Here is a 25,862-nt window from a genome sequence, read left to right as displayed (position 1 = left end):
CCTCAGCATTCCACCCAGCTCACGGCCAGGCCGCCCCGTGAAGTTTCTTTGTATTTGTCATGCATGTCGGCGCCGGTATCGCGCATGGTGCGGATCACCCGGTCGAGGGAAATGAAGTGTTTGCCATCACCACGCAGGGCCATTTGCGTGGCGTTGATCGCCTTGACGGCGGCGATGGCGTTGCGCTCGATGCAGGGCACTTGCACCAGGCCGCCGACGGGGTCGCAGGTGAGGCCGAGGTTGTGTTCCAGGCCGATTTCGGCGGCGTTTTCCAGTTGCTCCGGGGTGGCGCCAAGGATATCGGCGAGCCCGGCGGCGGCCATGGCGCAGGCCGAGCCGACTTCGCCCTGGCAGCCGACTTCGGCGCCGGAGATTGAGGCATTTTTCTTGCACAGGATGCCGACAGCGGCGGCGGCCAGGAAGAAATTGACCACATCGTCGTCAGACGCGTCGGCGTTGAATTTCATGTAGTAATGCAGCACCGCCGGGATGATCCCCGCCGCGCCATTGGTGGGCGCGGTGACCATACGCCCGCCGGCGGCGTTTTCTTCGTTGACGGCGAGGGCGAACAGGTTCACCCACTCCATCGCCGACAAGGTCGACGTGATCACATTCGGTTTGCCGATTTCCAACAGGCTGCGGTGCAATTTCGCCGCACGGCGCGGCACGTCCAGGCCACCGGGCAAGATGCCTTCATCGCGCAGGCCTTGCTCTACGCACTCGCGCATCACCGACCAGATATGCAGCAGGCCGCTGCGGATGTCTTCATCGCTGCGCCAGGCGCGTTCGTTGGCCATCATCAATTCGCTAACCCGCAAGCCGTGCTTGTTGCACAGGGCCAGCAACTCGACGGCGCTGGAAAAGTCGTAGGGCAATGCCACATCACTGGTCGGCGCAATACCCGACTCGGCCTCAGCCGCTTCGATGATGAAGCCGCCGCCCACCGAGTAATAGGTTTGCTCGCTCAACAGGCCGCTGTCGCCATAGGCGTGCAGGGACATGGCGTTGGGGTGGTAGGGCAGGCTCTCGTCCAGCAGCAGGAGATCCGTGTGCCAGTTGAAGGCAATGTCCTGCTGGCCTGCGAGCAATAGCCGGCCGGATTCGCGAAGGTGCTGGATACGCGTGTTGATCGTGGTGGGATCGACCTTGTCCGGCCACTCGCCCATCAACCCCATCACACAGGCGCGGTCGGTGGCATGGCCGACGCCGGTAGCGGACAGCGAGCCGTACAGACGCACTTCAATGCGACGGGTAGCGCCCAACAATTGTTGGTCAATCAGGGCTTGGGCAAAGGTCGCCGCCGCCCGCATGGGGCCGACGGTGTGGGAGCTGGACGGGCCGATGCCCACCTTGAATAGATCAAAAACACTGATAGCCATGCTAAAGCCTTACAAGCAATGGAGTAGGAATCGCTGCCATGTTTTGTAGGACGAGCGCAATTGGCGCGATACTGAGCCTCTGGATCGGCACTGACCAACGAATTATCCTAAGACACCCTTTAGCAGGACTAAACCCTATGGCCCGGCCCCTTCATGGCCAGACCTACGTCTGGCTGCACGTTTTCTCCTGTGCTGCGCGGCATTTGTCGTTCACCCGCTGCGCCGAAGAACTGCACATCACGCCAGGGGCGGTGAGCCAGCAGATCCGGCAGCTGGAGGAGCGTTTGGGCTTTCGGTTGTTTCATCGCCGGGCACGCGGCGTGGAACTGAGCGCCGAGGGGCAACGCCTGGCGGCGACGGTGGGGGAGGCCTACGGCAGCATCGATGCCGAATTGCAGCGGCTGGATGCAGGGATGATCAGCGGTACATTGCGCCTGCGCTCGATTCCGTCGTTTCTCGGCAAGTGGCTGACCCCGCGATTGCCACGCTTGCAGCAACGTTTTCCGGACATACAACTGCGCATGGTTGCCGAAGACAGCAGCATCGCCCTGCATGAGGGGGACTTCGACCTGGCCATCGACCTCAACGATGGCAGCTACCCCGGCCTGTTATCCACAGCCCTGTTGGATGAGCAGATTTTCCCGGTGTGCGCACCAAGCCTGCTACGGGGTCGCCCGCCGTTGCATGGCCCGGCCGACCTGGTGCATTTCCCCCTGCTGCATGACATTACCGCGTGGCGTGGGAGTTATGAGTACGCCGAGTGGGAGTTTTACCTGAATGCCATCGGCTATCACGACGCCGATGTACGCCGTGGCCACACCTTCAACCGCAACCACTTGACCATCGAAGCCGCCATCGCCGGCATGGGCGTGGCCATTGCACGGCGCACCTTGCTCAACGATGAGTTGGAGCGCGGCACCTTGATCGTGCCGTTCGGCCTGGCGGTGCCCAATCACAAACGCTACGTGTTGCTGTATGCGCCGGGCGCGCTGAGCCATCCGGGCGTGCGGGCGGTGCATGATTGGCTGGTGGAGGAGGCGGAGATTTTTCGCGGATTGCACCCCTTGGGAGAGGGGCAATTGTGAGGTCGGCTAGGCGTAAGAAGATGTAACTAACTCCCCACCCTAACAGTGTTTTTGCTCGTAGTCAGACTTAATTTGTAATGTAGGATTTATCTTTTCAAAGGGGTTGAATTGTTTCTCTGACTGCTCAATTGTGTAGTTAAGAGGTCATGGTTTCACCGCATCGGTGTTGCAGTTGTGACCTCTCGCGAGCTAGCTGAAATAAGGGAAGAACTATGCAAATCCAAGTCAATAGCGATAACCATATTGAAAGCAGCATCCGACTGGAGGAGTGGGTACGAACTACCATTGAGAGCACGCTCGAACGTTACGAAGAAGACCTGACCCGAGTGGAGGTCTACCTGCGGGATGAGAACGGCGACAAGCCCGGTCCCCATGATCTGAGTTGCCGTCTGGAAGCGCGACCAAAAGGTCATCAACCGGTTTCGGTGCTGCACAAAGCCGACACCCTGGAACAGGCGATCGACGGTGCGGCCACCAAGCTGGATCATGCGCTGGAACATCTGTTTGGCCGACTGCAAGGCAAGCCACGCGCTGCCGGTAGAAGTCTGTCGGACACCAAGGTCAATGAAGATGAGCTTGAACAGGAGTTTCTGGAAAAAGAACGCGCCGTGTTTAATAGCTGATAGCTGAAAGTTCTTTCATCCCCCATAGAGCGGGCCTGCAAATGCAGGCCCGTTTTCGTTAGTGTTCGCGTCGGAAGAAATACCCACTCAGCAGCGCCAGCCCGGCAGCCCCAAACCCCGCGAAAAGCATCGCCCACCCGGCGCCGTGGCGCAGCGCAGCCTGGGCATCGGTAAACGTAAGTCCTGGCGAGTTCAGTTTGCCCGCTGCAATGTTCTGGCTGATCGCTGGCCAATCCAGCACGGTGCTTGCGGGCAACACAGCCGATAACTGATGAGCGATCCCCAGCAGCAGCACCAACCCCATCAGCGCGATATTGAGTGCCAGGGTGATCAGTCGCGCACTCAAGTCGATGCCCGAGGCCATGCCCGCACGGTCCGCCGAGACGGCCCCCGTGGTGGTGTTGGTGGTGGGTGAGTTAGTCAGCGCCAGGCCAACCCCGGCAACTACGCAACTGGCCAGTACCAGCACGATGCTCGGTTGAGCGGCACTGTTCACGGCGGCCATGCTCAGGAAGCCTGCGCCCATCAATCCAAGGCCCAGAGGGATGATGCGTTCGGCGCCGTAGCGTAAGGCCAGGCGTTCGGCCAATGGTGGGATCAGCAAGGTCGGCAAGGTATAGGCGAGCAGGGCGCCGCCGGTGGTCAGGGTGTCGTAGCCCAGGCCGGCCTGGAAGTAGAGCGGCAGGTAGATCATGAACGGCCAGAAGCTGAAATTCATACCGATTGAGCCCATCAACGCACCGTTGAAACGTTGGATGCGAAACACCGAGAAATCGAACATTGGGTGGGCGCTGCGGCGTTCAGCGCAGATGAACAGCAACATGCCGACCAGCGACAACGCCGCCCAACCGAGCATGGCCGGCGTGCCGAAACCGTACTCGCTGCCTTGGGTGATGAAATACACCAGGGCGAACACGGCCAGCGTCAGGGTGAGCATGCCGGCGATGTCAAGGCGATGCCCGGCGGGGTCGCGGGACTCCTGCACGCTGATATGCAGCAGCCCCAACGTGAGCAAGGTCAGCGGCACATGTACGAGAAATACCCAGCGCCAGTCCGCCACTGCCAGGATCAACGCGCCCACCATCGGCCCGAAGCCCAAGCCAATGCCCGCGATCACGCCCCAAACTGCAAACGCCCGGGCCCGCGTTGCCGGCTCGCGGAACTGGTGCGACAGAATCGCGAACTGACAGATCATCATCGCGCCAGCACCCACACCTTGTACGAAACGTGCCGCAATCAGGGTTGAAGCGTCGTTGGCCAGCCCACACGCCAGCGATGCCAGGCCAAACAGCCATAAACACAGCACCAGCATGCGCCGCCGGCCGAAGCGATCCGCCAAAGTGCCCGCCGCCATCAGCACGCTGGTACAGGCCAGGGTGTAGGCATTCATGATCCATTGAGCGTCCTGGAAACCGGTGCCCAGTTGCTGTTCGAGGGTGGGTAGGATGATCGGCACACTGGAGATTTCCAGGCCGAACATCAGGGCCACCAGGCATACGGCGGTGAGGGCGACGCCGTTTCTGGCGGTGCTGGGCGTGCTGCTGGCCGATAACGTGGCTGCGGGTGGCATGGGATGCTCCTGAAAGATGAAGTCAGGCTATTTTCATGGGAATTCAGCGCTTTATTCGTGATAAGTTTTCCGTTGATACGGGAATGAAGGGCGACAATAAAACCATGACTACCCCACGTTTTGATGGCGTTGAACTGTTCCTCCAGATCGTGGAAAGCGGCAATCTGACGGAGGCCGCCGAACGGCTGAACCTCACACGCTCTGCGGTCGGCAAGGGCCTGGCGCGATTGGAAGCGCGCTTGGGCACGCGCCTGTTGCAGCGTTCGACCCGACGCCAGCATCTGACAGAAGACGGGCAGGCGTACTACGAGCATTGTCTGCGTGCACTGGCCGAACTTGAGGCCGCCGAATCGGTACTGGAAAGCGGCCGCCAACAGCCTCGCGGGCGGTTGAGGGCCAGCGTGCCATTAGCGTTTGGGCACCACTATGCGGCGCCTGCGTTGTGGGGGTTGATGGACCGGTATCCGCAGCTGGAGGTCGAGATTTGCTTCTCTGACCGTATGATCGACCTGACTCAAGAGGGCTTCGATATCGCCGTGCGCATTGGCCCCTTGCCCGACACCGATCGTTTGAGCGCACGTCGCCTGGGGGAGCAGGCCGTGGGGTTGGCCGCGTCACCGGCGTATTTGCAACGAGCGGCTCGAATTGAGTCGAGCAATGACCTGGCAGGCCATCGAGGCATTGCTTACAGAGCCAATACTCCCCATCGCTCGGGGGTGATATCGCCCTTGGTACTGGACGATCTCCAAGCCGTGGCCGACGCTGCGATTGCAGGTGTCGGCCTGGCCTGGCTGCCAAGTTGGTTGATTGCGCACTATGTGCTGCGCGGACAATTGGTGGCGGTACTGCCGGGCTACCGCGAGCAACCCTCACCGATCCACGTGATTTGGCCGACCGCACCCCATATGCCGGCCAAAACCCGCTGCGCCATCGACGCCCTGGTGGCGGCCACCCCGAGCTGCCTGGCGGGCAGTTAATGTGGCGAGGGAGCTTGCTCCCGCTGGGTCGCGCAGCGGCCCCACCCGTCGTTTAAACGAATGGGACTGCTGCGCACTCCAGCGGGAGCAAGCTTCCTCGCCACAACAAGCGCCCTTGCCACAGGTTGTGGTGTTGTTAGAACGCGATGGAGGTCTGCACGTACACCGTGCGTGGCTCGCCGACGTACTTGCCCTTGTTATTGTCATCAAACGAGCGGGTGAAGTACTGGGTGTTAAAGATATTTTTCACACCTACCGCCACGTTCAAATCCGACAGCTGCGGGCCGAAATCGTACGCCGCGCGGCTGCTGAACAGCATGTAGCCAGGGATACGTCCGGTGCTGCCGTCAGCACTTTCCTGCTGGGTGTTGGCGTTGTCGGCGAACTGGCTGCTCTGGAAGCTGCTGTCCACATTGAGTTTCCAGCGGCCTTCGGTGTAGCCCACGCCCATCGTGCCTTTGTGCTTGGAGGAGAAGGGCACACGGTTGCCTTTGTTCGGGCCGTCTTCGCGGATGGTGGCGTCGACGTAGGCGTAGCTGGCGTACACGTCAAAGCCGGCCAGCGCCGGGCTCAAACCGTCGAGGGCGTAGTTGACGCTGGTTTCGATGCCTTGGTGGCGCGTTTCACCACGGGCAATCACCGAGTCGTCGGTCTGGTTGCTTTCATACTGATTGTCGAAGTTGATCAGGAACGCGCCGATCTCTGCACGCAAGGTGCCGTCGTCGTAGCGTGTGCCGATTTCCCAGGTGCGGGCTTTTTCCGGTTTGACTTCACCTTTGGGCACGCGCTTGGCCATCTGGCTGTACTGCACGCTGCCGAACGAACCTTCGGTGTTGGCGTAGAGGTTCCAACTGTCGGTGAGGTGGTAGAGCACGTTCAGCGCTGGCAACGCGGTGTTGTAGTCGCCTTTGTAGTTGAGGTTGTTGATGTGGTCGGTCTGTTGGGACTTGACCATTTCGTAGCGCACGCCTGGGGTGATGGTCCACTTGCCGATATCAATGCGGTCGTCGATGAAGAACGCATTGGCTTCGGTGCTGCCACGGGTGTCGCGGTCGTTTTTGCTATTGGTGGTCGGGATCTGCTGGTTGGCGGTAATCGGCGTGGTGTAGCGCAGTTCGTGCCCGGCTTCGTTGATATAGCGGTAGCCCACGCCGACTTCGTGGCTGGTGTTGGCAAGGTCGAAGCCTTGGGCGAAACGGGTTTCCAGGCCGCGCACCCAGTATTCACGGGGCGACAGGGACAGGAAGCGCGTCTGGTCCAGGTAGCCGTTGCGCAGGGTGGTGGTGAAGAAGGTGTTTACGGTGAATTCGCGGCGGTCTTCCTGGTAGCGGTAACCGGCGTTGAACATGGTGCGCCGACCCCAGAATTTGTCGTAGGGGCGGGTGGACTGATACGGATCGGCCTTGTAGTCCGCAACGTTCAAGCCCCCAGGCATATCGGCCTGGCCTTCGTAGTATTGGGCCATGGCGTTGAAGCTGTTGGCTTCATCCAGCTGGTATTTACCCTTGAGGATCAGGTCGTCGATGCGTGTATTGCTGTTTTCGCGCCAGTCGCCGCCACGGGTGCCCGAGTACAGGATCGCGCCGCCCAGGCCGTTGTCAGCGGTGCCGCCGGCCAGCAGGTTGGCGGTGGTCTTGAAGCCGTCATGGCTGGAAGACGGGCTGGTTTCGGTCTGCAAGCCGCCTTTGACCGTGGGCGCATCCGGGATGGCGCGGGTCACGAAGTTGACCACGCCGCCGACGTTCTGCGGGCCGTAACGCACGGCGCCGCCGCCGCGCACCACGTCCACCGCGTCCATGTTGCCCATGCTGATAGGCGCGAACGACAGTTGCGGCTGGCCATAAGGCGCGAAGGGCACCGGGATGCCGTCCATCAACACCGTGGAGCGCGACGCCAGGCGCGGGTTGAGCCCGCGAATACCGAAGTTGAGCGCCATGTCGTGGCTGCCGGTGCCGTTGTTTTCCGGGGCGTTCACGCCGGGGATGCGGTTGAGTACATCGCGGGCCTGGGTGGCGCCTTGGCGTTCGAATTCTTCGCGGCGGATGACATCACGGGCGCCGGGGTGTTCGAACACGTTGGTTTGTGCAGCATCGCCGAGCCAGTCGCCGACCACGCTGGAAGTGCCCAGCTCGATAGTCGCCGGCGCATTGGCCGGTTGCAGGCTGTAGGCATTGTCGCCTTCGGCGCGGGCTTGCAGGCCGGTGCCCTCCAGCAGCTTCTGCAGGCCTTCGGCGGCGCTGAAATTGCCCGACAGGCCACGGCTCTGCAGGCCGGCTGTCACTTCGGAACCGAAGGAGATCAACACACCGGCTTCGCGGCCAAACTGGTTCAGCGCAGCTTCCAGCGAAGTGGGGGCGATGTGATAAGGCTTGGCCTCGGCGGCCATCACAGCGGGCAGCACCGTAAGACTCAGGCTGGCGCCGAGTAGGAGTTGGCGCAGGGTGCGGGCAAGAAGCGTCGGTTGCTGGGGCATGAAGAGCGGTCCTGAGAAGGAAGGATCAAGGTGGCTTTCCTTCTCTGTCACGCGAGGTGTGGAAAACGGCTCACAGATGTTGAAAATAATTTCAGGCGCGGGCCTGTACGTTCACCCAATAGCGGGTAAAGCGCCGCACCTTGACCGGCAGGCTCACCTCCAGCAGGTCGAGAATGCGCTCGCTGTCGTCCAGCGGGTAGCTGCCGGAGATCAGCAGGTTGGCCACTTGCGGATCGCAATTGAGTTGGCCACGGCGATAGCGGCCCAGTTCGCCGAGGAAGTCTTCGAGGCGCATGTGCGCAGCCATCAACATGCCATCGGCCCAGGCGCCACTGTTGGCGTCGGTGGGGCGTGGGGTGTCCCAGCCTTTGCGGGTGAAGTTGACTTGGTGCGCGGCCTGGACCACCAACGGCAGGCCGCTGTAGGTGTTGGGCATCACCTCGACCTGGCCGTCGAGTACCGCCAGTTGGGCGTGGTCGTTGAATTGGCGCACGTTGAAGCGCGCTTTTTGACTGCTGAGCAGGCCCTGGCCGGTCAAGACGTTGAGCGGTGTGTTGCCGCTGGCGGCGGTCAACAGGATCTCGCCTTCGAGAAGGCGGATCAGGCGCTGCTGGCCATCGAAATGCACATCCACCGCACTGCCGGTGTTGAGCTGCAACTGGCTGCCATCGGCCAACTGCACTTTGCGCCGCTGGCCCACCGGGCTGCGGTAGTCGGCAGTCAGCGGCGGCAGGATATGTTGCTGGCGCAGGCCCCAGGCAGCGGCGGAACCGGCGCCGAGGATCAGCAACAGCTTGAGGGCCTGACGACGGCTGGTGGAAGTTGGCGCGTTCAGTGCGGCATGGGCCAGGGGCGACGGCATGCCGCGCAGGCGCTGGTTGACGCGTTGCATATGGTCCCACGCACGCTGGTGCTCGCTGTGGGCATTCAGCCATTGCTGCCACGCCGCTTGCTGGCGTGGGTTGAGGGCGCCTTGCTGCATTTCCATCAGCCAGTGCACGGCCTGTTCGGCGACTTGGGTCGAGAAATTCATAGGGCGAAATAGCAGCGCATGGCGGCTTTGGTCAGGTGACGTTTGACGGTGGCGATGGAAATGCCCAGTTCGGCGCCGATTTGCGCGTAGGTCAGGCCGTCAAGTTGCGCCAGTAGGAATGCACGCTTGACCTGAACGGGCAGGCCGTCGAGCAGTTGGTCCAGCTCCACCAAGGTTTGCAGGATGATCGCGCGGTCTTCTTCCGACGGCGCAACGTGCTCGGGCATTTGTGCCAGGGCGTCGAGGTAGGCGCGTTCGAGGTCCTGGCGGCGGTAGAAATTGAACAGCACGCGCTTGGCGACGGTGGTGAGGAAGGCGCGGGGTTCGATCAGCGTGGGCGTTTCACGGGCCGTGAGCACGCGGATAAAGGTGTCTTGCGCCAGGTCAGCCGCGCTTTCCGGGCAGCCGAGCTTGCGTCGCAACCAGCCGGTGAGCCAGTGGTGATGGTCGTTGTACAACACTTCGACGGTAGTGGACGGCTGCAACACAATCACTCCACACGTATCGGCATACGTTAGAGAACAAGAATTGTTCGCATTGTAGGCGGCTGGGTGGGGTTCGGCAATGCGTGCGGGCAGGTGTTTTAAACGTTCTGTTTTGCTTATGAGAATATTTATCATTAATATTGCTGGCTGATGAACCTGGCGCCTCCCGCATGAAAAGCAAAACCTCACTTCCCACGCGTTACCGTCTGGCTGTCACATCCCGAGTGCTCGCGGCTGTGGTCGGTGGCTACCTGATGGCCTCCCTGGCCGCCATCTGCCTGGCGTTGTGGATGCCCACCTCCCGCGCCGACGCGGTGATTACCGGGATGATGAGTTCGTTTGTGTTCTACCTGTTGGCGGTGCTCTGGTGTTTTGCCTGCCGCACCGCATGGCGTGCCTGGTTTGGCGTGATGTTACCCAGCGCCGCATTTGCCACCCTGGCGGGTGTGGGGCTGTGGATGGTGCGCACATGAAAGAAGGCTTTCGCCAGGCCATGGCCTGGTTGCACACCTGGGCGGGGCTGATCTTTGGCTGGCTGTTGTTCGCGATTTTCCTGACGGGCACCCTGTCCTATTTCAAGGAAGAGATTACTCATTGGATGCAACCTGAAGTGCTGGCGCATCCTATCGACGATGCCCGCAGCCTCGGCGTTGCCCAAACCTATCTGCAACAACAGGCACCGAATGCTGCGCGTTGGTTTATCAACCTGCCGGACCACCGCGATCCTGGCCTGTCGGTGATGTGGCAAGACAAGCTCGACCCTGGCAAGCGCGGCAATTTCATCCAGAAAACCCTCGACCCAGTCAGCGGCCAAGCCGTGCAAGCCCGCGAAAGCATGGGCGGCGACTTCTTCTATCGCTTCCATTTCCAACTGCAAATGCCCCACCCCTGGGGCCGCTGGCTATCGACTATTGCCGCGATGGTGATGTTCGTCGCCTTGATCACCGGCATCATCACCCACAAGAAAATCTTCAAGGACTTCTTCACCTTCCGCCCCCGCAAAGGCCAGCGCTCCTGGCTCGACGGGCACAACGCGGTGGGCGTGCTGGTGCTGCCGTTCCACCTGATGATCACCTACAGCAGCCTGGTGATCTTCATGAGCATGGTCATGCCGGCGCCGATCCTGGCCTCCTATGGCAACGATACCCGTGCCTTCTTTAATGACGTGTTCCCCGCCACCAACAACGCGCCGGCGCTGGGGCAGCCGGGCAAGTTGATGTCGCTGTTGCCGATGTATGAACAGGCTCGGGCGCAGTGGGGGGGCGGCCATGTGGGGCGACTGGGGGTGAATAACCCCGGCGATGTGAACGCGTCGGTCAATGTGTTCCGCGCCAGCTCCGACAAGGTGGTGCATGAATTCGACAGCATCGTGTCGTTCAACGGCAACACCGGCGAACTGTTGCGCACCAGCGGCGAGCAGTCGCTGCCAGCCGTGATCGGTGGCAGTTTCTACGGCCTGCACATGGGCCAATTTGCCGGCCCGGTGCTGCGTTGGTTGTACTTTATTTGTGGGCTGGCGGGTACGGCGATGATCGGCACCGGCCTGGTGATCTGGCTGGGCAAGCGCCAGCTCAAGCACGCCAAGACCGGCGTAATGCCATTTGAGTTGCGCCTGGTGGAAGTGCTGAACATCGCCAGCATGTCCGGCTTGATGATCGCCATCGCAACCTTCTTCTGGGCCAACCGCCTGTTGCCCGTGAACGTTGCCGAGCGCTCCGGCTGGGAAGTGCAAGCCTTCTTTATCGCCTGGGGCCTGAGCTTTCTGCACGCCATCTTGCGCCGTGGCCGTCAGGCTTGGGTCGAGCAATTGGCTTTTGGCACGCTGCTGTTTGTCGCGGTTCCACTCCTTAATGCACTGACCACGCCGTACCACCTGGGCACATCGCTGGCCAAGGGCGATTGGACCATGGCCGGTTTCGACCTGACGTGCCTGGCCAGTGGCGTGTTCCTCGGTTGGGCGGCCTGGAAGATGCAACACCGCACGGCGCCGCAACCCAAGGCCGAGCGCGCACGCGCGATGACTCTTAAGCAGGAGGCGCACTGAATGCTGCTGGCTCTGTTGATGTGCTACACGGGGTTCACCGCACTGTGCCTGTCCACCGACCGCCACCATGGCGAACTGCTGCACAGCAAACCCTCAGCGCGGCGGCGCCTGGGTCTGCGTGGGGGTGGTTGGTTATTGCTGGTCGGCTCGATCTGGCCGGCGGTGGCCGTTGCCGGCTGGAGCCAGGGCCTGGTGGAATGGTGCGCGGTGTTGATGCTCAGTGCATTGCTGCTGGTGCTGTTGTTGCCGTATCGGCCAAGGCTGGCCCTGATCCTGGCGGGCATCGGCCTGCTGGCCAGCCCCGTTGCGGCCTTCGCCACTCTCTGAGCCCTTTGCATGATGATGAGCACGCCGCCCGAACCCCAAGACAGCCAGCACGCTGATGCGGCGGGCGGGCGTGCGCATTTCCTGCAGGTGTTTTTGTCCCAGCGTTCGCAAATGGAAGCCCTGGTCAACCGGCGAGTAGGCTGCCGCGCGACGGCGGCCGACTTGGTGCAGGACCTGTTCCTGCGTTTCTGGCGCCGCCCGCTGGTGCAGGTCGAGGAACTCAGCACCTACCTGCTGCGCTGTGCTGGCAACATTGCTATCGACCACCTACGCAGTGAAGGTGCGCGGGTGCGCAGCAGCGAAGGCTGGATGCCGGAACAACAGGGTAGCCAATGCTGCGAACCCCAGGCAGCACTCGAAGCAGGCAATGACCTGCGCCATGTCGAAGCGGCCCTGCGCAGCCTGCCGGAGCGTACCCGGCAGATCTTCCTGCTCAACCGCATCCACGGCCGCAAGTACGCGGAAATCGCCAAGGCCATGGGCCTGTCCCAAAGTGCCGTGGAAAAACATATGATGCGTGCCCTCGAAGCCTGCAAGGCCAGCCTTCGCGAACCATCGCCCCCACGCACGCCAGGGAAAGCACCGTGAACCTCACCCCCACGCCCGAGCAGGAACACGCCGCACTGGCCTGGCTGAGCCTGCTGCACGACCAACCCAGCAGCGGCGACCAGGCCACGTTCAGCCAGTGGCTGCGGGCAGACCCGGCGCACGTCGAGGCGTATTCCCAGGCCCAGGTGCTGTGGGAGTTGAGTGAAGTACCGGCGCGCAAACTGGCAGACGAAGACGCCTTGGCGTTGCAGGGTTACCTCAATGCAATGAATACCTCCAGACGCTCACGAGCGGTGCGCTGGTCTGGCGCGCTGGCCATGGCGGCGTGCCTGTTGTTGATGGTGTCGATGGGCGCCGGTTGGCAGCCGTCACGCTGGGTCGATGACTTTGGCGCCGACTATGTGAGCGCACCGGGGGAGGTGAAAACCGTCACCCTGGCCGATCAATCCCAAGTCACACTCGACGCGGACAGCGCGATTGCCGTGGATTTCAGCCATGGCGAGCGCCATATCCAACTGCGCCGCGGGGCCGGCTTTTTCCGCGTGACCCACACCGGGCAACCCTTTGTGGTGGAGGCGGGCAGTGGTGAAGCGCGGGTGCTCGGCACGCAATTCGAAGTGCGCCTGCAACCGGCGGGCGCCCAGGTAACGGTGTTGTCCGGCCGGGTTGGCGTGACGCCCTCCAAACAAGGGCAGCAGCAAATTCTTACGGCGGGACAGCAAGTGGCCTACGCCGAGGGTGTTGCCGATGCCATGCACCCCGTGGACAGCGAGTCTCGCTTGGCCTGGCGTGATGGCTGGCTCAATTATTACAAGGCGCCGCTGGCCGATGTGGTCAAGGACCTGGGCCGTTACTACCCAGGCCGCATCCTGTTGCTCAACGAAGCGATGGGTGCCAAGCGCGTCAGCGGCAGTTTCCCGAGCAAAGACCCACAGGCGGTGTTGAATGCGTTGCAGGCGGTGCTGGGGTTTGAACAGCACAACGTGCTGGGCCGCATGATCGTGTTGCGCTGATTACTTCAGCGCGGCCATGATCTTTTCGGGGCTGTAGTCGCGGATCAACGTGCCGTTGACGTCCACAAACGGAATCCCACCGCCACCCAGCGCCTCATACGCCTTGCGCGCCTGGGCGTCCTTCTCGATATCAAACGCTTGGTACGGGATACCCTTTTGGTCCAGGAAGCGCCGAATCTGTTTGCAGTACCCGCACCACTCGGTGGAGTAGAGCACCACCCGCGCCGAGGCACGGGTTTGCTCAGGTGCCATTTGGGACGGGTTGAACACCCGCTCGATCTTGCCCCAGTTCTGGATTACCACCACCACCAGCAACACCAGCAGGACTTTCTTGAAGACCCCGCCAAGCATCAGTTTCGGCGCTTGAGCTGGTCGGTCAATTGAGTCGGCAGCCCCTTGATGATCAGCGTGCCAGCCGCTTCGTCGTACTCGATCTTGTCGCCCAGCAGGTGCGCTTCAAAGCTGATGGACAAGCCCTCGGCGCGGCCGGTGAAGCGGCGGAACTGGTTGAGGGTGCGCTTATCCGCCGGGATCTCTGGCGACAGGCCGTAGTCCTTGTTGCGGATATGGTCATAGAACGCCTTAGGTCGATCTTCATCGATCAGCCCCGAGAGTTCTTCCAGGCCCATGGGCTCGCCGAGCTTGGCCTGGCTGCTGGCGTAGTCCACCAGAGTCTTGGTTTTTTCGCGGGCAGATTCGTCCGGCAGGTCTTCGCTTTCAACAAAGTCGCTGAACGCCTTGAGCAGGGTGCGGGTTTCGCCTGGGCCGTCGACGCCTTCCTGGCAGCCGATAAAGTCGCGGAAGTATTCCGAGACCTTCTTGCCGTTCTTGCCCTTGATAAACGAGATGTACTGCTTGGACTGCTTGTTGTTCTGCCACTCGGAGACGTTGATGCGCGCCGCCAGGTGCAACTGGCCCAGGTCCAGGTGGCGTGATGGAGTCACGTCCAGCTCGTCGGTCACTGCCACGCCTTCGCTGTGGTGCAGCAGGGCGATGGCCAGGTAGTCGGTCATGCCTTGTTGATAGTGGGCAAACAGTACGTGGCCGCCGGTGGAGAGGTTGGACTCTTCCATCAGCTTTTGCAGGTGCTCGACGGCGGTGCGGCTGAAGCTGGTGAAATCCTGGCCGCCGTCGAAATATTCCTTCAACCAGCCGCTGAACGGGTGCGCGCCGGACTCGGCATGGAAGAACCCCCAGGCCTTGCCTTGTTTGGCGTTATAGCTCTCGTTGAGGTCGGCAAGCATGTTCTCGATAGCGGCGGATTCGGACAGTTCCGAATCGCGGGCATGAAGAACTGCGGGTGTGCCGTCGGGTTTTTTGTCGATCAGGTGGACGATGCAATGACGGATCGGCATGGGCTTCTCGGCTGGTTGAAGGGGAGCGGTTGGCCTCCCCAAAAAGGCGCCCAGTGTACCGCACCCATTGGCCATGGCACCCGTCGAAGGGCGTTTTGGAGGCTGTCCGACGAGGCATATGCCTTTTTTTCACGGTTTAGAGCGATAAAGCTGACCAAATGGCTAGGTAGAAGCGGATATTTCCCCGTCTCTGTGCTAGTTTTGCCCCGTCTTACGCCAAGTCTCGGCGTTAAGCGTGCATTCAGCATCTGTCAGGTCGAACCAATCCCCGTTTCAAGCATCTATAACCCCGAACTTCGTGGTTATGGTCGGGGGTGCCAGACCTTGACGGTCCGGCTCGATGGCTGACACTGCACTCTGCAATCCATATGAATTTGATAGGGAAGGAACACCACAATGGCTATTACTAAAGACCAACTGATCGCTGACCTGGCTGAAGCCGTAGACGCACCGAAAACTACCGTGCGCGCTCTGCTGGACCAACTGAGCCAAGTTGTTGCTGATCAGCTGGAAAACGGCGGCGAAATCACTCTGCCAGGCGTTGGCAAACTGAAAGTGACCGAGCGTCCTGCCCGTACTGGCCGTAACCCTTCGACTGGCGCTGCCATCGAAATCGCTGCCAAGAAAGTTATCAAGCTGGTTGTGGCCAAAGGCCTGACCGACGCTGTTAACAAGTAAGACGCAGCAAAAAAAACCGTGCTCCGGAGCGATCCGGGCACGGTTTTTTGTTGCCTGCGATTTGTACTTGTGGCGAGGGAGCTTGCTCCCGCTGGGCTGCGAAGCGGCCCTAAAAAAGCCGGCTCCAGCTTCGCTGTCGAACGGGAGCAAGCTCCCTCGCCACAGCAAGCTCCCCGGTCACAGCAGGCACCCTCATTACACTGGGTTTAGTCGCGAACCCAGCGCTGACGCCAGATCTGCTGCTCGTTCTTGGTCTGGAAGGTCCAGGCCACGAAGCGGCTTTGCTTCTGGCCTTGGGACATTTCCACTACCTGGCTTTCCAACACCCCGGCCTTTTTCAGTGCTGTCTCGATTGCGGGCAAATTCGACGCTTTCGACACCAGCGTGCTGAACCACAACACCTTATGGGCAAAATGCGCGCTCTCGGCGATCAGTTGCGTCACAAACCGCGCTTCGCCGCCTTCACACCACAGCTCGGCCGACTGGCCGCCGAAGTTCAGCACCGGCAACTTACGCTTCGGATCAGCCTTGCCCAAGGCGCGCCATTTGCGCTCGCTGCCTTTGGTGGCTTCGTCCATGGACGCATGGAACGGCGGGTTGCACATGGTCAGGTCAAACCGCTCGCCCGGCTCCAGCAGGCCCAGCAGGATCTGCTTGGGATTGGTCTGCTGGCGCAGCTGGATGACCTTACTCAGGTCATTGGACTGCACGATGGCCTTGGCGGCGGCCACGGCGATCGGGTCGACCTCCGAGCCGAGGAAGTTCCAGCGGTACTCCATGTAGCCAATCAGCGGGTAGACGCAGTTGGCGCCCATGCCGATATCCAATACCTTGACGATGGAACCGCGTGGAACCTTGCCATCGTTGTTGCTGGCCAGCAGGTCGGCGAGGAAGTGCACGTAGTCCGCACGCCCCGGCACCGGTGGGCACAGGTAGTCAGCCGGGATGTCCCAGTGCTGGATGCCATAGAACGACTTGAGCAACGCCCGGTTGAACACCCGCACCGCATCCGGGCTGGCGAAGTCGATGCTCTCTTTGCCGTACGGGTTGAGGATCACGAATTTCGCCAGTTCCGGCGTGGTCTTGATCAGCGCCGGGAAGTCGTAACGGCCTGTGTGGCGGTTGCGCGGGTGCAAGGTAGCCTCTTTGCGCGGCGCGACGGGTTTGGCCGTGGCGGCGGTTTTAGGCTTCTTGCGTGGAGGCTTGGGTGTGCTGGGGGCGGTCATGATGATTCTGGGTTTGGCTCAAAGTGGAGGCTATTGTCACACATTCCCAGGGTGATCTCGGTTAAATGTGGGAGCGGGCTTGCTCGCGAATGCGGTGCATCAGAAACAGATGCAGTGCCTGACACACTGCATTCGCGAGCAAGCCCGCTCCCACATCGATTGGGTTTTCAGGCCAAAAAAAAGAGGCCCGGAGGCCTCTTTCTTACACAGATCACACCTTACAGGCTGGAAATCCGCGCATGTTGCTCCGCCAGCTTGCCCAGGGCCTGTTCTGCCTCGGCCAACTTGGCGCGCTCTTTGTCGATCACTTCAGCCGGCGCCTTGTCGACGAACGCCGCGTTGGAGAGCTTGCCGCCCACCCGCTGCACTTCGCCTTGCAGGCGTGCAATTTCCTTGTCGAGACGGGCCAGTTCAGCGCCCTTATCGATCAAACCGGCCATCGGCACCAGCACTTCCATCTCGCCAACCAGTGCGGTAGCGGACAGCGGCGCTTCGGCATCAGCCGCCAATACGGTGATGGACTCCAGCTTGGCCAGTTTCTTGAGCAGCGCATCGTTCTCGGCGAGACGACGCTGGTCTTCAGCACTGGCGTTCTTGACGAACACTGCCAATGGCTTGCCCGGCCCGATGTTCATCTCGGCGCGGATGTTGCGCGTGCCGAGCATCAGGGTCTTGAGCCATTCGATATCGCTTTCGGCCGCTTCATCGATGCGCGCTTCATTGGCCACCGGCCAAGGTTGCAGCATGATGGTCTTGCCTTCGATACCGGCCAGCGGCGCCAGGCGCTGCCAGATTTCTTCGGTGATGAACGGCATGAACGGATGCGCCAGGCGCAGCGCCACTTCCAGCACGCGCACCAGGGTGCGACGGGTGCCGCGCTGGCGTTCGACCGGGGCGTTTTCGTCCCACAGCACTGGCTTGGACAGCTCCAGGTACCAGTCGCAATACTGGTTCCAGATGAACTCATACAAGGCCTGTGCTGCCAGGTCGAAACGGAACTGGTCGAGTTGGCGGGTCACTTCGGCTTCGGTGCGTTGCAACTGCGAGATGATCCAGCGATCCGCCAGGCTCAGCTCATAGGCTTCGCCGTTCTGGCCGCAGTCTTCGCCTTTATCCAGCACGTAGCGCGCAGCGTTCCAGATCTTGTTGCAGAAGTTGCGATAGCCTTCGACGCGGCCCATGTCGAACTTGATGTCGCGACCGGTGGACGCCAGCGAGCAGAAGGTGAAGCGCAGGGCGTCGGTGCCGTAGCTGGCGATGCCGTCGGCGAACTCGTCGCGGGTCTGCTTCTCGATCTTCTTCGCCAGTTTCGGCTGCATCAGGCCCGAGGTGCGCTTTTGCACCAGGGTTTCCAGGTCGATGCCGTCGATGATATCCAGTGGGTCCAGCACGTTGCCCTTGGACTTGGACATCTTCTGGCCCTGGCCATCACGCACCAGGCCGTGCACGTACACGGTCTTGAACGGAACCTGCGGGGTGCCGTCCTCGTTCTTCACCAGGTGCATGGTCAGCATGATCATCCGGGCAACCCAGAAGAAAATGATGTCGAAACCGGTGACCAGTACGTCGGTGGAGTGGAATTTCTTCAGGAATTCGGTCTGCTGCGGCCAGCCCAGGGTGGAGAAGGTCCACAGGCCCGAGCTGAACCAGGTGTCCAATACGTCGTTGTCTTGCTGCAGCGCGATGTCAGCGCCGAGGTTGTGCTTGGCGCGTACTTCGGCTTCGTCGCGGCCTACGTAGACCTTGCCGGACTCGTCGTACCAGGCTGGAATACGGTGGCCCCACCACAGCTGACGGCTGATGCACCAGTCCTGGATGTCACGCATCCACGAGAAGTACATGTTTTCGTACTGTTTTGGCACGAACTGGATGCGGCCATCTTCCACGGCGGCGATGGCAGGTTCGGCCAGCGGTTTGGTGGACACGTACCACTGGTCGGTCAGCCAAGGCTCGATGATGGTGCCGGAGCGGTCGCCCTTCGGTACTTTCAGGCCGTGGTCGTCAACGCTCACCAGCAGGCCGGCAGCATCAAAGGCGGCAACGATCTGCTTGCGCGCTTCGAAGCGGTCGAGGCCGGCGTATTCGGCCGGGATCTTGCCGTCGATGCTTTCGTTCAGCGTGCCGTCCAGGTTGAACACCTGGCAGGCCGGCAACACGGCGGCGTTCTTATCGAAGATGTTCAGCAGCGGCAGGTTGTGGCGCTTGCCGACTTCGTAATCGTTGAAATCGTGGGCCGGGGTGATTTTCACGCAGCCGGTGCCGAATTCAGGGTCGCAGTAGTCGTCTGCGATGATCGGGATGCGGCGGCCAACCAACGGCAACTCGACGAACTTGCCGATCAGGGCCTGGTAGCGCTCATCGTTCGGGTTAACGGCTACGGCGGCGTCGCCGAGCATGGTTTCCGGACGGGTGGTGGCGACGATCAGGTAGTCGTTGCCCTCGGCGGTCTTGGCGCCGTCGGCCAGCGGGTACTTGAGGTTCCACAGGAAGCCTTTCTCGTCGTGGTTTTCCACTTCGAGGTCGGAAATCGCCGTGTGCAGCTTGGTGTCCCAGTTGACCAGGCGCTTGCCGCGGTAGATCAGGCCGTCTTCATGCAGGCGCACGAAGGCTTCTTTCACGGCTTCCGACAGGCCGTCGTCCATGGTGAAGCGCTCGCGGCTCCAGTCTACGGACGAACCCAGGCGACGGATCTGACGGCTGATGTTGCCGCCGGACTGGTCTTTCCATTCCCAGATCTTTTCCAGGAATTTCTCACGACCCAGGTCGTGACGGCTCTGGCCGGTGGCTTCGAGCTGGCGTTCCACCAGCATCTGCGTGGCGATACCGGCGTGGTCGGTGCCCGGTTGCCACAGGGTGTTACGGCCCTGCATGCGGCGGAAACGGATCAACGCATCCATGATCGCATTGTTGAAGCCATGGCCCATGTGCAGGCTGCCAGTGACGTTCGGTGGCGGAATCATGATGGTGTAGGAATCGCCCGCGCCTTGCGGGGCGAAATAATTCTCGGATTCCCAGGTGTTGTACCAGGAAGTTTCGATGGCGTGCGGCTGGTAGGTCTTATCCATGCGCGGCGGGACCCTAGTTGGCATTAATTCAGGAAAGCCGGCAAGTATAACGGGGATAAGCCGCTGCGCGTAAAGAGCGCTGGCGGGCCGATGCAAAAACTTTGCATCGGCCCTGTCGTCCAGGGGACAAATCTAGTTTGCACGCCTGGGTTGCTTCATATGGTGGCGCCAGTCCACCCAGAGATTTGTTGACCGGTCGCATTGAATTCAGCCAACGCAATCGGGGTATTGCCAGCAGCATCTTTCACGAGGGGGGTGATTGTTGCCAGACTGAAGTTGCCATACGCATCAGTCGTGGCAGAGCCATAATACGGAGCTCCGCCGGCGTGATATGCGTGAACAATTGCGTTGGGGGCAGCGACACCGTTGATGATCGCGCCTCCTGCGCCTGCGGCGGCCGAGTTAACGAAAATCGGTGCGCTGCCGGATGCCAAAATGGCACCACCTGGGGTTGGGTTAGTAGGAGCTGGGGGCGCATTCATCGCGCTGCTGTTTACAGTGGTACTGGTCCAGCCGGAAACCTGCTGGCCAGTCGAATTGAATTCTGCGATGGCAATCGGGGTGTTGCCGTTGGCGTCCTGAATCAATGGGGTCGTGGTGGTGAGGGCGAAGAGCCCGGAGGCGTCGGCGGTGGTGGTTCCGTAAAGTGGAGACCCTCCTGAGTGGTACAGGTAAACGATGGCGTTAGGCGCGGCCTGGCCATAGATAATGGCCAGGCCGCCAGGGCCAGGCCCGGCACCAGTGAAAATAGGGTTACTGCCTGCGGATAGGGTTGACATGGCGTGCGCTCCATTGACGTTAAGTTGCCAAGCAACTCTCGTCAGTTTCACTCGCACAATCTACTGTCAAAAATAACAGTGCAGATAGCCGGTAGTGATCAGATAACTACCCTCTGGCCAATAGCAATAAGCTGTCGTGACACGACAGCTGTATGAAAATGTCAGGATTGATACTGGCTGAGCAACCGCTCCATCCGCGCATCCATCCGCCGCTTGATCTCGGTTTCGATATGCGGGGCGAAGTCGTCGATCACGTCTTGCATGATCAGTTGCGCGGCGGCGCGCAGTTCGTTGTCCAGGTGCAGCAGCAGGGCGTCGGGACCTTTTTCGGGCGCGGCAGGTGCCGCCGCTACGGGCTCCGGTGCGGCGGGCTTGCCGTTGACCATGTCGAACAGCATCGGAATCTGTGGCTCGTCAACGACCGAGTCGGTCAACAAGGGCGGTTGCAAGTCATCATCACCGAGCAACTGGCGGATCGACTCAAGGTCGTCCAGCAGGTGGTCGTCTTTTTTAAGGTTGGGAGTGTCCATCATTTACTCAAAGTCGTTGTAGCCGGTGATCCTGCAAAGGATAGCCCTGTTCGCGGTAAAAGCGGAAACTCTCCCGCGCGGCCTGACGAATAGCCGGGTCTTCCACGACCACTTCGGCTACACGGGCAAATGCCTTGGCGAAGGGCGGCACTTTCAGGTCCAGGTTGACCAGCAGGTCATGGTGATCGCCGCAACTGTCGCCCAAACCCAATACAACCAGGCCTTCGGGTTCAGATTCGGCGGGGCCGTGGGGCACGAAGCTTTCGCCCTTGAAACGCCACAAGCGGGCGTCGAGTTCATCGCGTTGGGCGGCATCGCTGCAATGCAGGTAGATGCGGTGGCCCATGCGCCAGGCTTTTTCAGTGAGCTTGCAGGCAAAGTCCAGGCGCGCGAGCGGGTCGGCGCTGGGCAATATATAGAAGTCGACTTGGGTCATTGCAGTTCCTGGAACACCTCAAAACTGTAGGAGCGAGCTTGCTCGCGAAGATCGTCAACGATGACGCGTTTAATCAGGGTTAACGCGTCGTCCTCAAGTTTTTCGCGAGCAAGCTCGCTCCTACAGGGTTAGGCCTTGGCGCGATCCAGCAGGTACTGGGTCAGCAATGGAACCGGACGACCCGTTGCACCCTTGTCCTTGCCGCCGCTGGTCCAGGCCGTGCCAGCGATATCCAGGTGAGCCCAGTTGAAGTTCTTGGCAAAGCGCGACAGGAAGCAGGCAGCGGTGATGGTGCCGGCTTTCGGGCCACCGATGTTGGCGATGTCGGCGAACGGGCTGTCCAGCTGTTCCTGGTATTCATCGAACAGCGGCAGTTGCCAGGCGCGGTCGTCGGCGGCCTTGCCTGCGCTGAGCAGTTGCTCGATCAGCTCGTCGTTGTTGCCCAAGAGGCCCGAAGTGTGGGAGCCCAGGGCCACAATGCAGGCACCGGTCAGGGTGGCGATGTCGATCACGGCCTGCGGTTTGAAACGCTCGGCGTAAGTCAGGGCATCGCACAGCACCAGGCGGCCTTCGGCGTCGGTGTTGAGGATCTCGACGGTCTGGCCGCTCATGGTGGTGACGATATCGCCCGGACGCGCCGCACCGCCGCTCGGCATGTTCTCGGCGCACGCCAGGATACACACCAGGTTGATCGGCAGCTTCAGCTCAAGTACGGCACGCAGGGTGCCGAACACGCTGGCGGCGCCGCCCATGTCGTATTTCATTTCATCCATGCCCGCGCCCGGCTTGAGGCTAATGCCGCCGGTGTCGAAGGTGATGCCTTTGCCTACCAGGGCGTAAGGCTTCTCGGCCTTCTTGCCACCGTTGTATTGCATCACGATCAAGCGTGGCGGCTGGTCGCTGCCCTGGCCCACGGCGTAGAACGAGCCCATGCCCAGTTCCTTGATCTTCTTCTCGTCCAGCACTTCAACCTTGAGGCCCTTGAACTCTTTGCCCAGCGCCTTGGCCTGTTCGCCCAGGTAAGTCGGGTGGCAGATGTTCGGCGGCAGGTTGCCCAGGTCGCGGGTGAATGACATGCCGTTGGCGATGGCGGTCGCGTGGGTTACGGCGCGCTGCACTTCAGCCTGGGCGGCCTTGATGGTCAGCAGGGTGATTTTCTTCAGGGCGCGAGGTTCGGCCTTGGTGCTCTTGAACTGGTCGAAGATATAGCCGCCGTCCACCAGGGTTTCGGCCAGCAGGCGGGTCTTGCCGTAGCTGTCGCGGCCTTTTACGACGATTTCATCCAGCGCCAGGGTGGCATCGCCGCCGCCCAGGCCCTTGAGGGTAGTGAGGATGCCGCTGATGATTTTGCGGAACGGGCGGTCGCCCAGTTCGGCGTCCTTGCCCACGCCCACCAGCAATACGCGGTCGGCCTTGAGGTTGGGCAGGCTCTGCAGCAGCAGGCTTTGGCCGACTTTGCCGGCCAGATCGCCGCGCTTGAGGACCGCGCTGATCGCGCCGCCGCTCAGTTCGTCGAGTTGTTTGGCGGCAACGCCGAGCTTGCGGCCTTCGCCAATGGCGACCACGAGGGTGGCGGTTTTCAACGTTTCGGGGCTAACGCTTTTTACAACCAGTTCCATTTTCGGGTCCCTTATAAAGGTCTTGAGAGCCTGGCGTCTGTACCCAGGCTTTAATGCATGGCCGCTGTGTAAGCCGCCAGCGACAAAGGCCGCAGTTTGAACCTCGGCGGCGGAGCCTGACAACCCTTGCTGCGCGCTTTGTGCACGTGCACGGAGGTTGCTCCGTGACAGGCGCGGTCAATCACAGGATAATGCGCCATCTTTTTAGCCGGCCCCTTCAAACGGGCTGACTCGGTATGCTTGCTTGTTTGGCCGCCTTAGCCTGACAACCCTGGAGTGTCTGGTTTGATCGTCTTCCGTTATCTGTCCCGCGAAGTCCTGTTGACCCTGAGTGCCGTGAGTGCGGTGTTGCTGGTCATCATCATGAGTGGTCGTTTCGTCAAATACCTGGCCCAGGCTGCCTCCGGCGCGTTGGACCCAGGTTCGCTGTTCCTGATCATGGGCTTTCGCCTGCCGGGCTTTTTGCAGCTGATCCTGCCGCTGGGCCTGTTCCTCGGGATCCTGCTGGCCTACGGGCGCCTGTACCTGGAAAGCGAAATGACCGTGCTGTCGGCCACCGGCATGAGCCAGCAGCGTTTGCTGGGCATGACCATGATCCCGGCCGCGGGCGTTGCGCTGATCGTGGCCTGGCTGAGCCTGAGCCTGGCGCCGCAAGGTGCCATGCAGTTCCAGCTGGTGCTGAACAAGCAGGACGCGATGACCGAGTTCGACACCCTCGAGCCAGGCCGCTTCCAGGCACTCAATGACGGCACGCGAGTGACCTACACCGAGACCCTGACCGAAGATCGCGCCAACCTTGGCGGGGTGTTCATCTCCGAGAAGCGCCTGGGGCAAGACAAGAAAGACCGTGGCATTTCCGTGCTGGTGGCCGATTTGGGCCGCCAGGAAGTGCGCCCCGACGGCAGCCGCTACCTGATCCTGGAAAACGGCTACCGCTATGACGGCAGCCCTGGCCAGGCCGATTACCGCGCCATCAAATACGATACCTACGGTGTGATGCTGGCCCGTCCGGACGTGAGCGACGAAGTCACCGACCGCGACGCCATCCCGACCTCGCAACTGCTGGGCAGCGACGACCGGCGTTCCATTGCCGAGTTGCAATGGCGTGTTTCCTTGCCGCTGCTGGTGTTTATCGTGACCCTGATGGCCGTGCCGCTGTCGCGCGTCAACCCGCGCCAGGGCCGCTTCCTCAAGCTGTTGCCAGCGATCCTGCTGTACATGGCTTACCTCACCATCCTGATTTCCGCCCGTGGCTCCCTTGAGAAGGGCAAGCTGTCGCCGACCCTGGGCCTGTGGTGGGTGCACGGGATCTTCCTGGTAATCGGCCTGGGGCTGCTCTACTGGGAACCGATCCGTTTGAAAATGAAGAGCCGTCGTGGCCAGAAGGAGTTGGCTCGTGGCTAAGCTCGATCGCTACATTGGTAGCAGCGTACTGATCGCCATCCTGGCGGTACTGGGCATCATCCTGGGGCTGGCGTCGCTGTTCGCCTTCATCGATGAAGTGGGCAACGTCACCGACAGCTACACCGTATGGGACGTGCTGAGCTATGTGGCCCTCACCGCGCCGCGCCGCCTCTACGACATGATGCCGATGGCCGCGCTGATCGGCTGCCTGATCGGCCTGGGCAGCCTGGCCAGCAATAGCGAACTGACCATCATGCGCGCGGCCGGGGTGTCCATCGGCCGTATTGTCTGGGCGGTGATGAAGCCCATGCTGCTGCTGATGCTGTGCAGCGTGTTGATCGGTGAGTATGTGGCGCCACCGGCCGAAACCACCGCCCAGGCCAATCGCGCCCTGGCCCAGGGTTCGGGGGATGCACAAAGCTCCAAGCACGGCTTGTGGCACCGTCAGGGTGATGAGTTCATTCATATCAATGCCGTGCAACCGGGTGGCCTGTTGGTGGGGGTGACGCGTTACACCTTCGACAAAGAACGTCACCTGCTGTCGTCCAGCTTCGCCAAACGTGCGCAGTACAGCGGCGAAAAATGGCAGTTGAGCGATATCACCACCACCCACTTCCGCAATATCGGCCAAGGCACCAAGGCCAGTACCGAAGTGATCAATGCGCCAAGCGAAGAGTGGGACATCGCCCTCAAGCCGCAATTGCTCAATACGGTGGTGATGATCCCTGAAAGCCTGCCGATCTCCGGGCTGTGGGGTTATATCCACTATTTGAAGGACCAGGGCCTGAACAACGGCCGTTACTGGCTGGCGTTCTGGGTCAAAGTGCTGCAGCCGGTGGTGACTGCTGCGTTGGTGTTGATGGCGATCTCGTTCATCTTCGGCCCGCTGCGCTCGGTAACCCTCGGCCAGCGCGTGTTTACCGGTGTGCTGGTGGGCTTCACCTTCCGCATTGCCCAGGACCTGCTTGGCCCGTCGAGCCTGGTGTTCGGCTTCTCGCCGCTGTTTGCGGTGCTGGTGCCTACCGCGATCTGTGCCCTGGCCGGGTTCTGGCTATTGCGCCGGGCCGGTTGATACGGCGCTTATGTGCAAAAAATGCCCTGATCGAGAGATCGGGGCATTTTTGTTCTGGTCAGCAAAGATGACGCCTGGGCAGAGCATCAGGTACAATTCCCGGCTATTTTTCAGCGGGCAATCTGCCTGCAGCCTTTTTG

General features: G+C 61.1%; 24 protein-coding genes. 11 read left to right on the top strand and 13 right to left on the bottom strand.

Annotated features, from left to right (window positions below; all coding sequences use genetic code 11):
- Positions 1-2: 2 nt before the first annotated feature.
- Positions 3-1,379 (bottom strand): L-serine ammonia-lyase, encoded by a 1,377-nt coding sequence (locus tag ACLD1Y_RS14835; RefSeq protein ID WP_429478644.1) that lies wholly within the window; start codon positions 1,377-1,379, stop codon positions 3-5.
- Positions 1,380-1,516: 137 nt separating this feature from the next.
- Here ACLD1Y_RS14835 and ACLD1Y_RS14830 point away from each other — a divergent pair, with 137 nt between their 5' ends.
- Both ACLD1Y_RS14830 and ACLD1Y_RS14825 read left to right on the top strand, forming a co-directional pair.
- Positions 1,517-2,464 (top strand): LysR substrate-binding domain-containing protein, encoded by a 948-nt coding sequence (locus tag ACLD1Y_RS14830; RefSeq protein WP_429478643.1) that lies wholly within the window; start codon positions 1,517-1,519, stop codon positions 2,462-2,464.
- Positions 2,465-2,676: 212 nt separating this feature from the next.
- A complete protein-coding gene (locus ACLD1Y_RS14825; RefSeq protein ID WP_429478642.1) occupies positions 2,677-3,087 on the top strand; it encodes an HPF/RaiA family ribosome-associated protein in 411 nt (136 codons plus the stop codon).
- A gap of 58 nt (positions 3,088-3,145) precedes the next feature.
- On the opposite strand, the gene ACLD1Y_RS14820 is transcribed toward ACLD1Y_RS14825, so the two are convergent.
- Positions 3,146-4,657, bottom strand: a complete 1,512-nt coding sequence (locus tag ACLD1Y_RS14820; protein WP_429478641.1) for an MFS transporter — start codon at positions 4,655-4,657, stop codon at positions 3,146-3,148.
- Between the two features lie 104 nt (positions 4,658-4,761).
- On the opposite strand from ACLD1Y_RS14820, the gene ACLD1Y_RS14815 reads away from it, so the two are divergent.
- A complete protein-coding gene (locus ACLD1Y_RS14815) occupies positions 4,762-5,634 on the top strand; it encodes a LysR family transcriptional regulator (RefSeq protein WP_429478640.1) in 873 nt (290 codons plus the stop codon).
- A 136-nt stretch (positions 5,635-5,770) separates the two neighbouring features.
- On the opposite strand, the gene fecA is transcribed toward ACLD1Y_RS14815, so the two are convergent.
- The 3 genes from fecA to ACLD1Y_RS14800 all read right to left on the bottom strand — a co-directional run bounded on the left by fecA (position 5,771) and on the right by ACLD1Y_RS14800 (position 9,625).
- Positions 5,771-8,107, bottom strand: coding sequence for a TonB-dependent Fe(3+) dicitrate receptor FecA (gene fecA, locus ACLD1Y_RS14810; RefSeq protein ID WP_429478639.1), 2,337 nt, complete (start codon positions 8,105-8,107; stop codon positions 5,771-5,773).
- Between the two features lie 91 nt (positions 8,108-8,198).
- Positions 8,199-9,140, bottom strand: a complete 942-nt coding sequence (locus ACLD1Y_RS14805) for a FecR domain-containing protein (protein ID WP_429478638.1) — start codon at positions 9,138-9,140, stop codon at positions 8,199-8,201.
- Positions 9,137-9,625: a sigma-70 family RNA polymerase sigma factor gene (locus ACLD1Y_RS14800; protein WP_429478706.1), complete on the bottom strand. Its 489-nt coding sequence runs from the start codon at positions 9,623-9,625 to the stop codon at positions 9,137-9,139. Before ACLD1Y_RS14800 ends, ACLD1Y_RS14805 begins: the two co-directional genes overlap by 4 nt.
- 170 nt (positions 9,626-9,795) lie before the next feature.
- Between ACLD1Y_RS14800 and ACLD1Y_RS14795 the strand changes: the two genes are divergently transcribed.
- From ACLD1Y_RS14795 to ACLD1Y_RS14775, 5 genes are read left to right on the top strand one after another with little or no spacing between them, the layout of a single operon-like run.
- The gene (locus ACLD1Y_RS14795) at positions 9,796-10,098 is read left to right on the top strand and encodes a DUF3649 domain-containing protein (protein ID WP_429478637.1); all 303 of its coding nucleotides are present in this window, start codon (positions 9,796-9,798) and stop codon (positions 10,096-10,098) included.
- Positions 10,095-11,669, top strand: a complete 1,575-nt coding sequence (locus ACLD1Y_RS14790; RefSeq protein ID WP_429478636.1) for a PepSY-associated TM helix domain-containing protein — start codon at positions 10,095-10,097, stop codon at positions 11,667-11,669. Before ACLD1Y_RS14795 ends, ACLD1Y_RS14790 begins: the two co-directional genes overlap by 4 nt.
- The gene (locus ACLD1Y_RS14785; RefSeq protein WP_429478635.1) at positions 11,670-11,996 is read left to right on the top strand and encodes a DUF3325 domain-containing protein; all 327 of its coding nucleotides are present in this window, start codon (positions 11,670-11,672) and stop codon (positions 11,994-11,996) included. It begins immediately after the preceding gene.
- 9 nt (positions 11,997-12,005) lie between these two features.
- Positions 12,006-12,584 (top strand): RNA polymerase sigma factor, encoded by a 579-nt coding sequence (locus ACLD1Y_RS14780; RefSeq protein WP_429478634.1) that lies wholly within the window; start codon positions 12,006-12,008, stop codon positions 12,582-12,584.
- A complete protein-coding gene (locus tag ACLD1Y_RS14775) occupies positions 12,581-13,558 on the top strand; it encodes a FecR family protein (RefSeq protein WP_429478633.1) in 978 nt (325 codons plus the stop codon). The genes ACLD1Y_RS14780 and ACLD1Y_RS14775 overlap by 4 nt, the downstream gene beginning before the upstream one ends.
- On the opposite strand, the gene ACLD1Y_RS14770 is transcribed toward ACLD1Y_RS14775, so the two are convergent.
- Both ACLD1Y_RS14770 and yejK read right to left on the bottom strand, forming a co-directional pair.
- Positions 13,559-13,909, bottom strand: coding sequence for a glutaredoxin family protein (locus tag ACLD1Y_RS14770; RefSeq protein ID WP_429478632.1), 351 nt, complete (start codon positions 13,907-13,909; stop codon positions 13,559-13,561).
- Positions 13,909-14,913: a nucleoid-associated protein YejK gene (gene yejK, locus ACLD1Y_RS14765; RefSeq protein ID WP_252950668.1), complete on the bottom strand. Its 1,005-nt coding sequence runs from the start codon at positions 14,911-14,913 to the stop codon at positions 13,909-13,911. The genes ACLD1Y_RS14770 and yejK overlap by 1 nt, the downstream gene beginning before the upstream one ends.
- Positions 14,914-15,309: 396 nt before the next feature.
- Between yejK and ACLD1Y_RS14760 the strand changes: the two genes are divergently transcribed.
- On the top strand, positions 15,310-15,591 hold the full coding sequence (locus ACLD1Y_RS14760; protein WP_003188840.1) for an HU family DNA-binding protein: 282 nt from the start codon (positions 15,310-15,312) through the stop codon (positions 15,589-15,591).
- 206 nt (positions 15,592-15,797) lie between these two features.
- Here ACLD1Y_RS14760 and rlmF read toward each other — a convergent pair whose 3' ends face one another.
- The 6 genes from rlmF to ACLD1Y_RS14730 form a co-directional block, all read right to left on the bottom strand.
- On the bottom strand, positions 15,798-16,817 hold the full coding sequence (rlmF, locus tag ACLD1Y_RS14755) for a 23S rRNA (adenine(1618)-N(6))-methyltransferase RlmF (protein ID WP_429478631.1): 1,020 nt from the start codon (positions 16,815-16,817) through the stop codon (positions 15,798-15,800).
- 218 nt (positions 16,818-17,035) lie between these two features.
- Complete coding sequence (locus ACLD1Y_RS14750) at positions 17,036-19,882, bottom strand: valine--tRNA ligase (RefSeq protein ID WP_124527342.1); 2,847 nt, start codon at positions 19,880-19,882, stop codon at positions 17,036-17,038.
- A gap of 155 nt (positions 19,883-20,037) precedes the next feature.
- A complete protein-coding gene (locus ACLD1Y_RS14745) occupies positions 20,038-20,661 on the bottom strand; it encodes a hypothetical protein (protein ID WP_429478630.1) in 624 nt (207 codons plus the stop codon).
- Positions 20,662-20,822: 161 nt separating this feature from the next.
- A complete protein-coding gene (locus ACLD1Y_RS14740; RefSeq protein WP_429478705.1) occupies positions 20,823-21,191 on the bottom strand; it encodes a DNA polymerase III subunit chi in 369 nt (122 codons plus the stop codon).
- 7 nt (positions 21,192-21,198) lie between these two features.
- Positions 21,199-21,627 (bottom strand): DNA polymerase III subunit chi, encoded by a 429-nt coding sequence (locus ACLD1Y_RS14735; protein WP_012722396.1) that lies wholly within the window; start codon positions 21,625-21,627, stop codon positions 21,199-21,201.
- A 128-nt stretch (positions 21,628-21,755) separates the two neighbouring features.
- Positions 21,756-23,246: a leucyl aminopeptidase gene (locus tag ACLD1Y_RS14730; RefSeq protein WP_429478629.1), complete on the bottom strand. Its 1,491-nt coding sequence runs from the start codon at positions 23,244-23,246 to the stop codon at positions 21,756-21,758.
- A 285-nt stretch (positions 23,247-23,531) separates the two neighbouring features.
- Here ACLD1Y_RS14730 and lptF point away from each other — a divergent pair, with 285 nt between their 5' ends.
- Both lptF and lptG read left to right on the top strand, forming a co-directional pair.
- Positions 23,532-24,650, top strand: coding sequence for an LPS export ABC transporter permease LptF (lptF, locus tag ACLD1Y_RS14725; protein ID WP_429478628.1), 1,119 nt, complete (start codon positions 23,532-23,534; stop codon positions 24,648-24,650).
- Positions 24,643-25,722, top strand: coding sequence for an LPS export ABC transporter permease LptG (lptG, locus tag ACLD1Y_RS14720; protein ID WP_429478627.1), 1,080 nt, complete (start codon positions 24,643-24,645; stop codon positions 25,720-25,722). Before lptF ends, lptG begins: the two co-directional genes overlap by 8 nt.
- The last annotated feature ends 140 nt before the right edge of the window (positions 25,723-25,862 follow it).

Origin of the sequence: Pseudomonas sp. 18175 (assembly GCF_050432925.1) — a bacterium.
GTDB lineage: Bacteria > Pseudomonadota > Gammaproteobacteria > Pseudomonadales > Pseudomonadaceae > Aquipseudomonas.
Note: the sequence above shows the minus strand (reverse complement) of the source record. Positions and strands in the feature narration are given on the sequence as shown.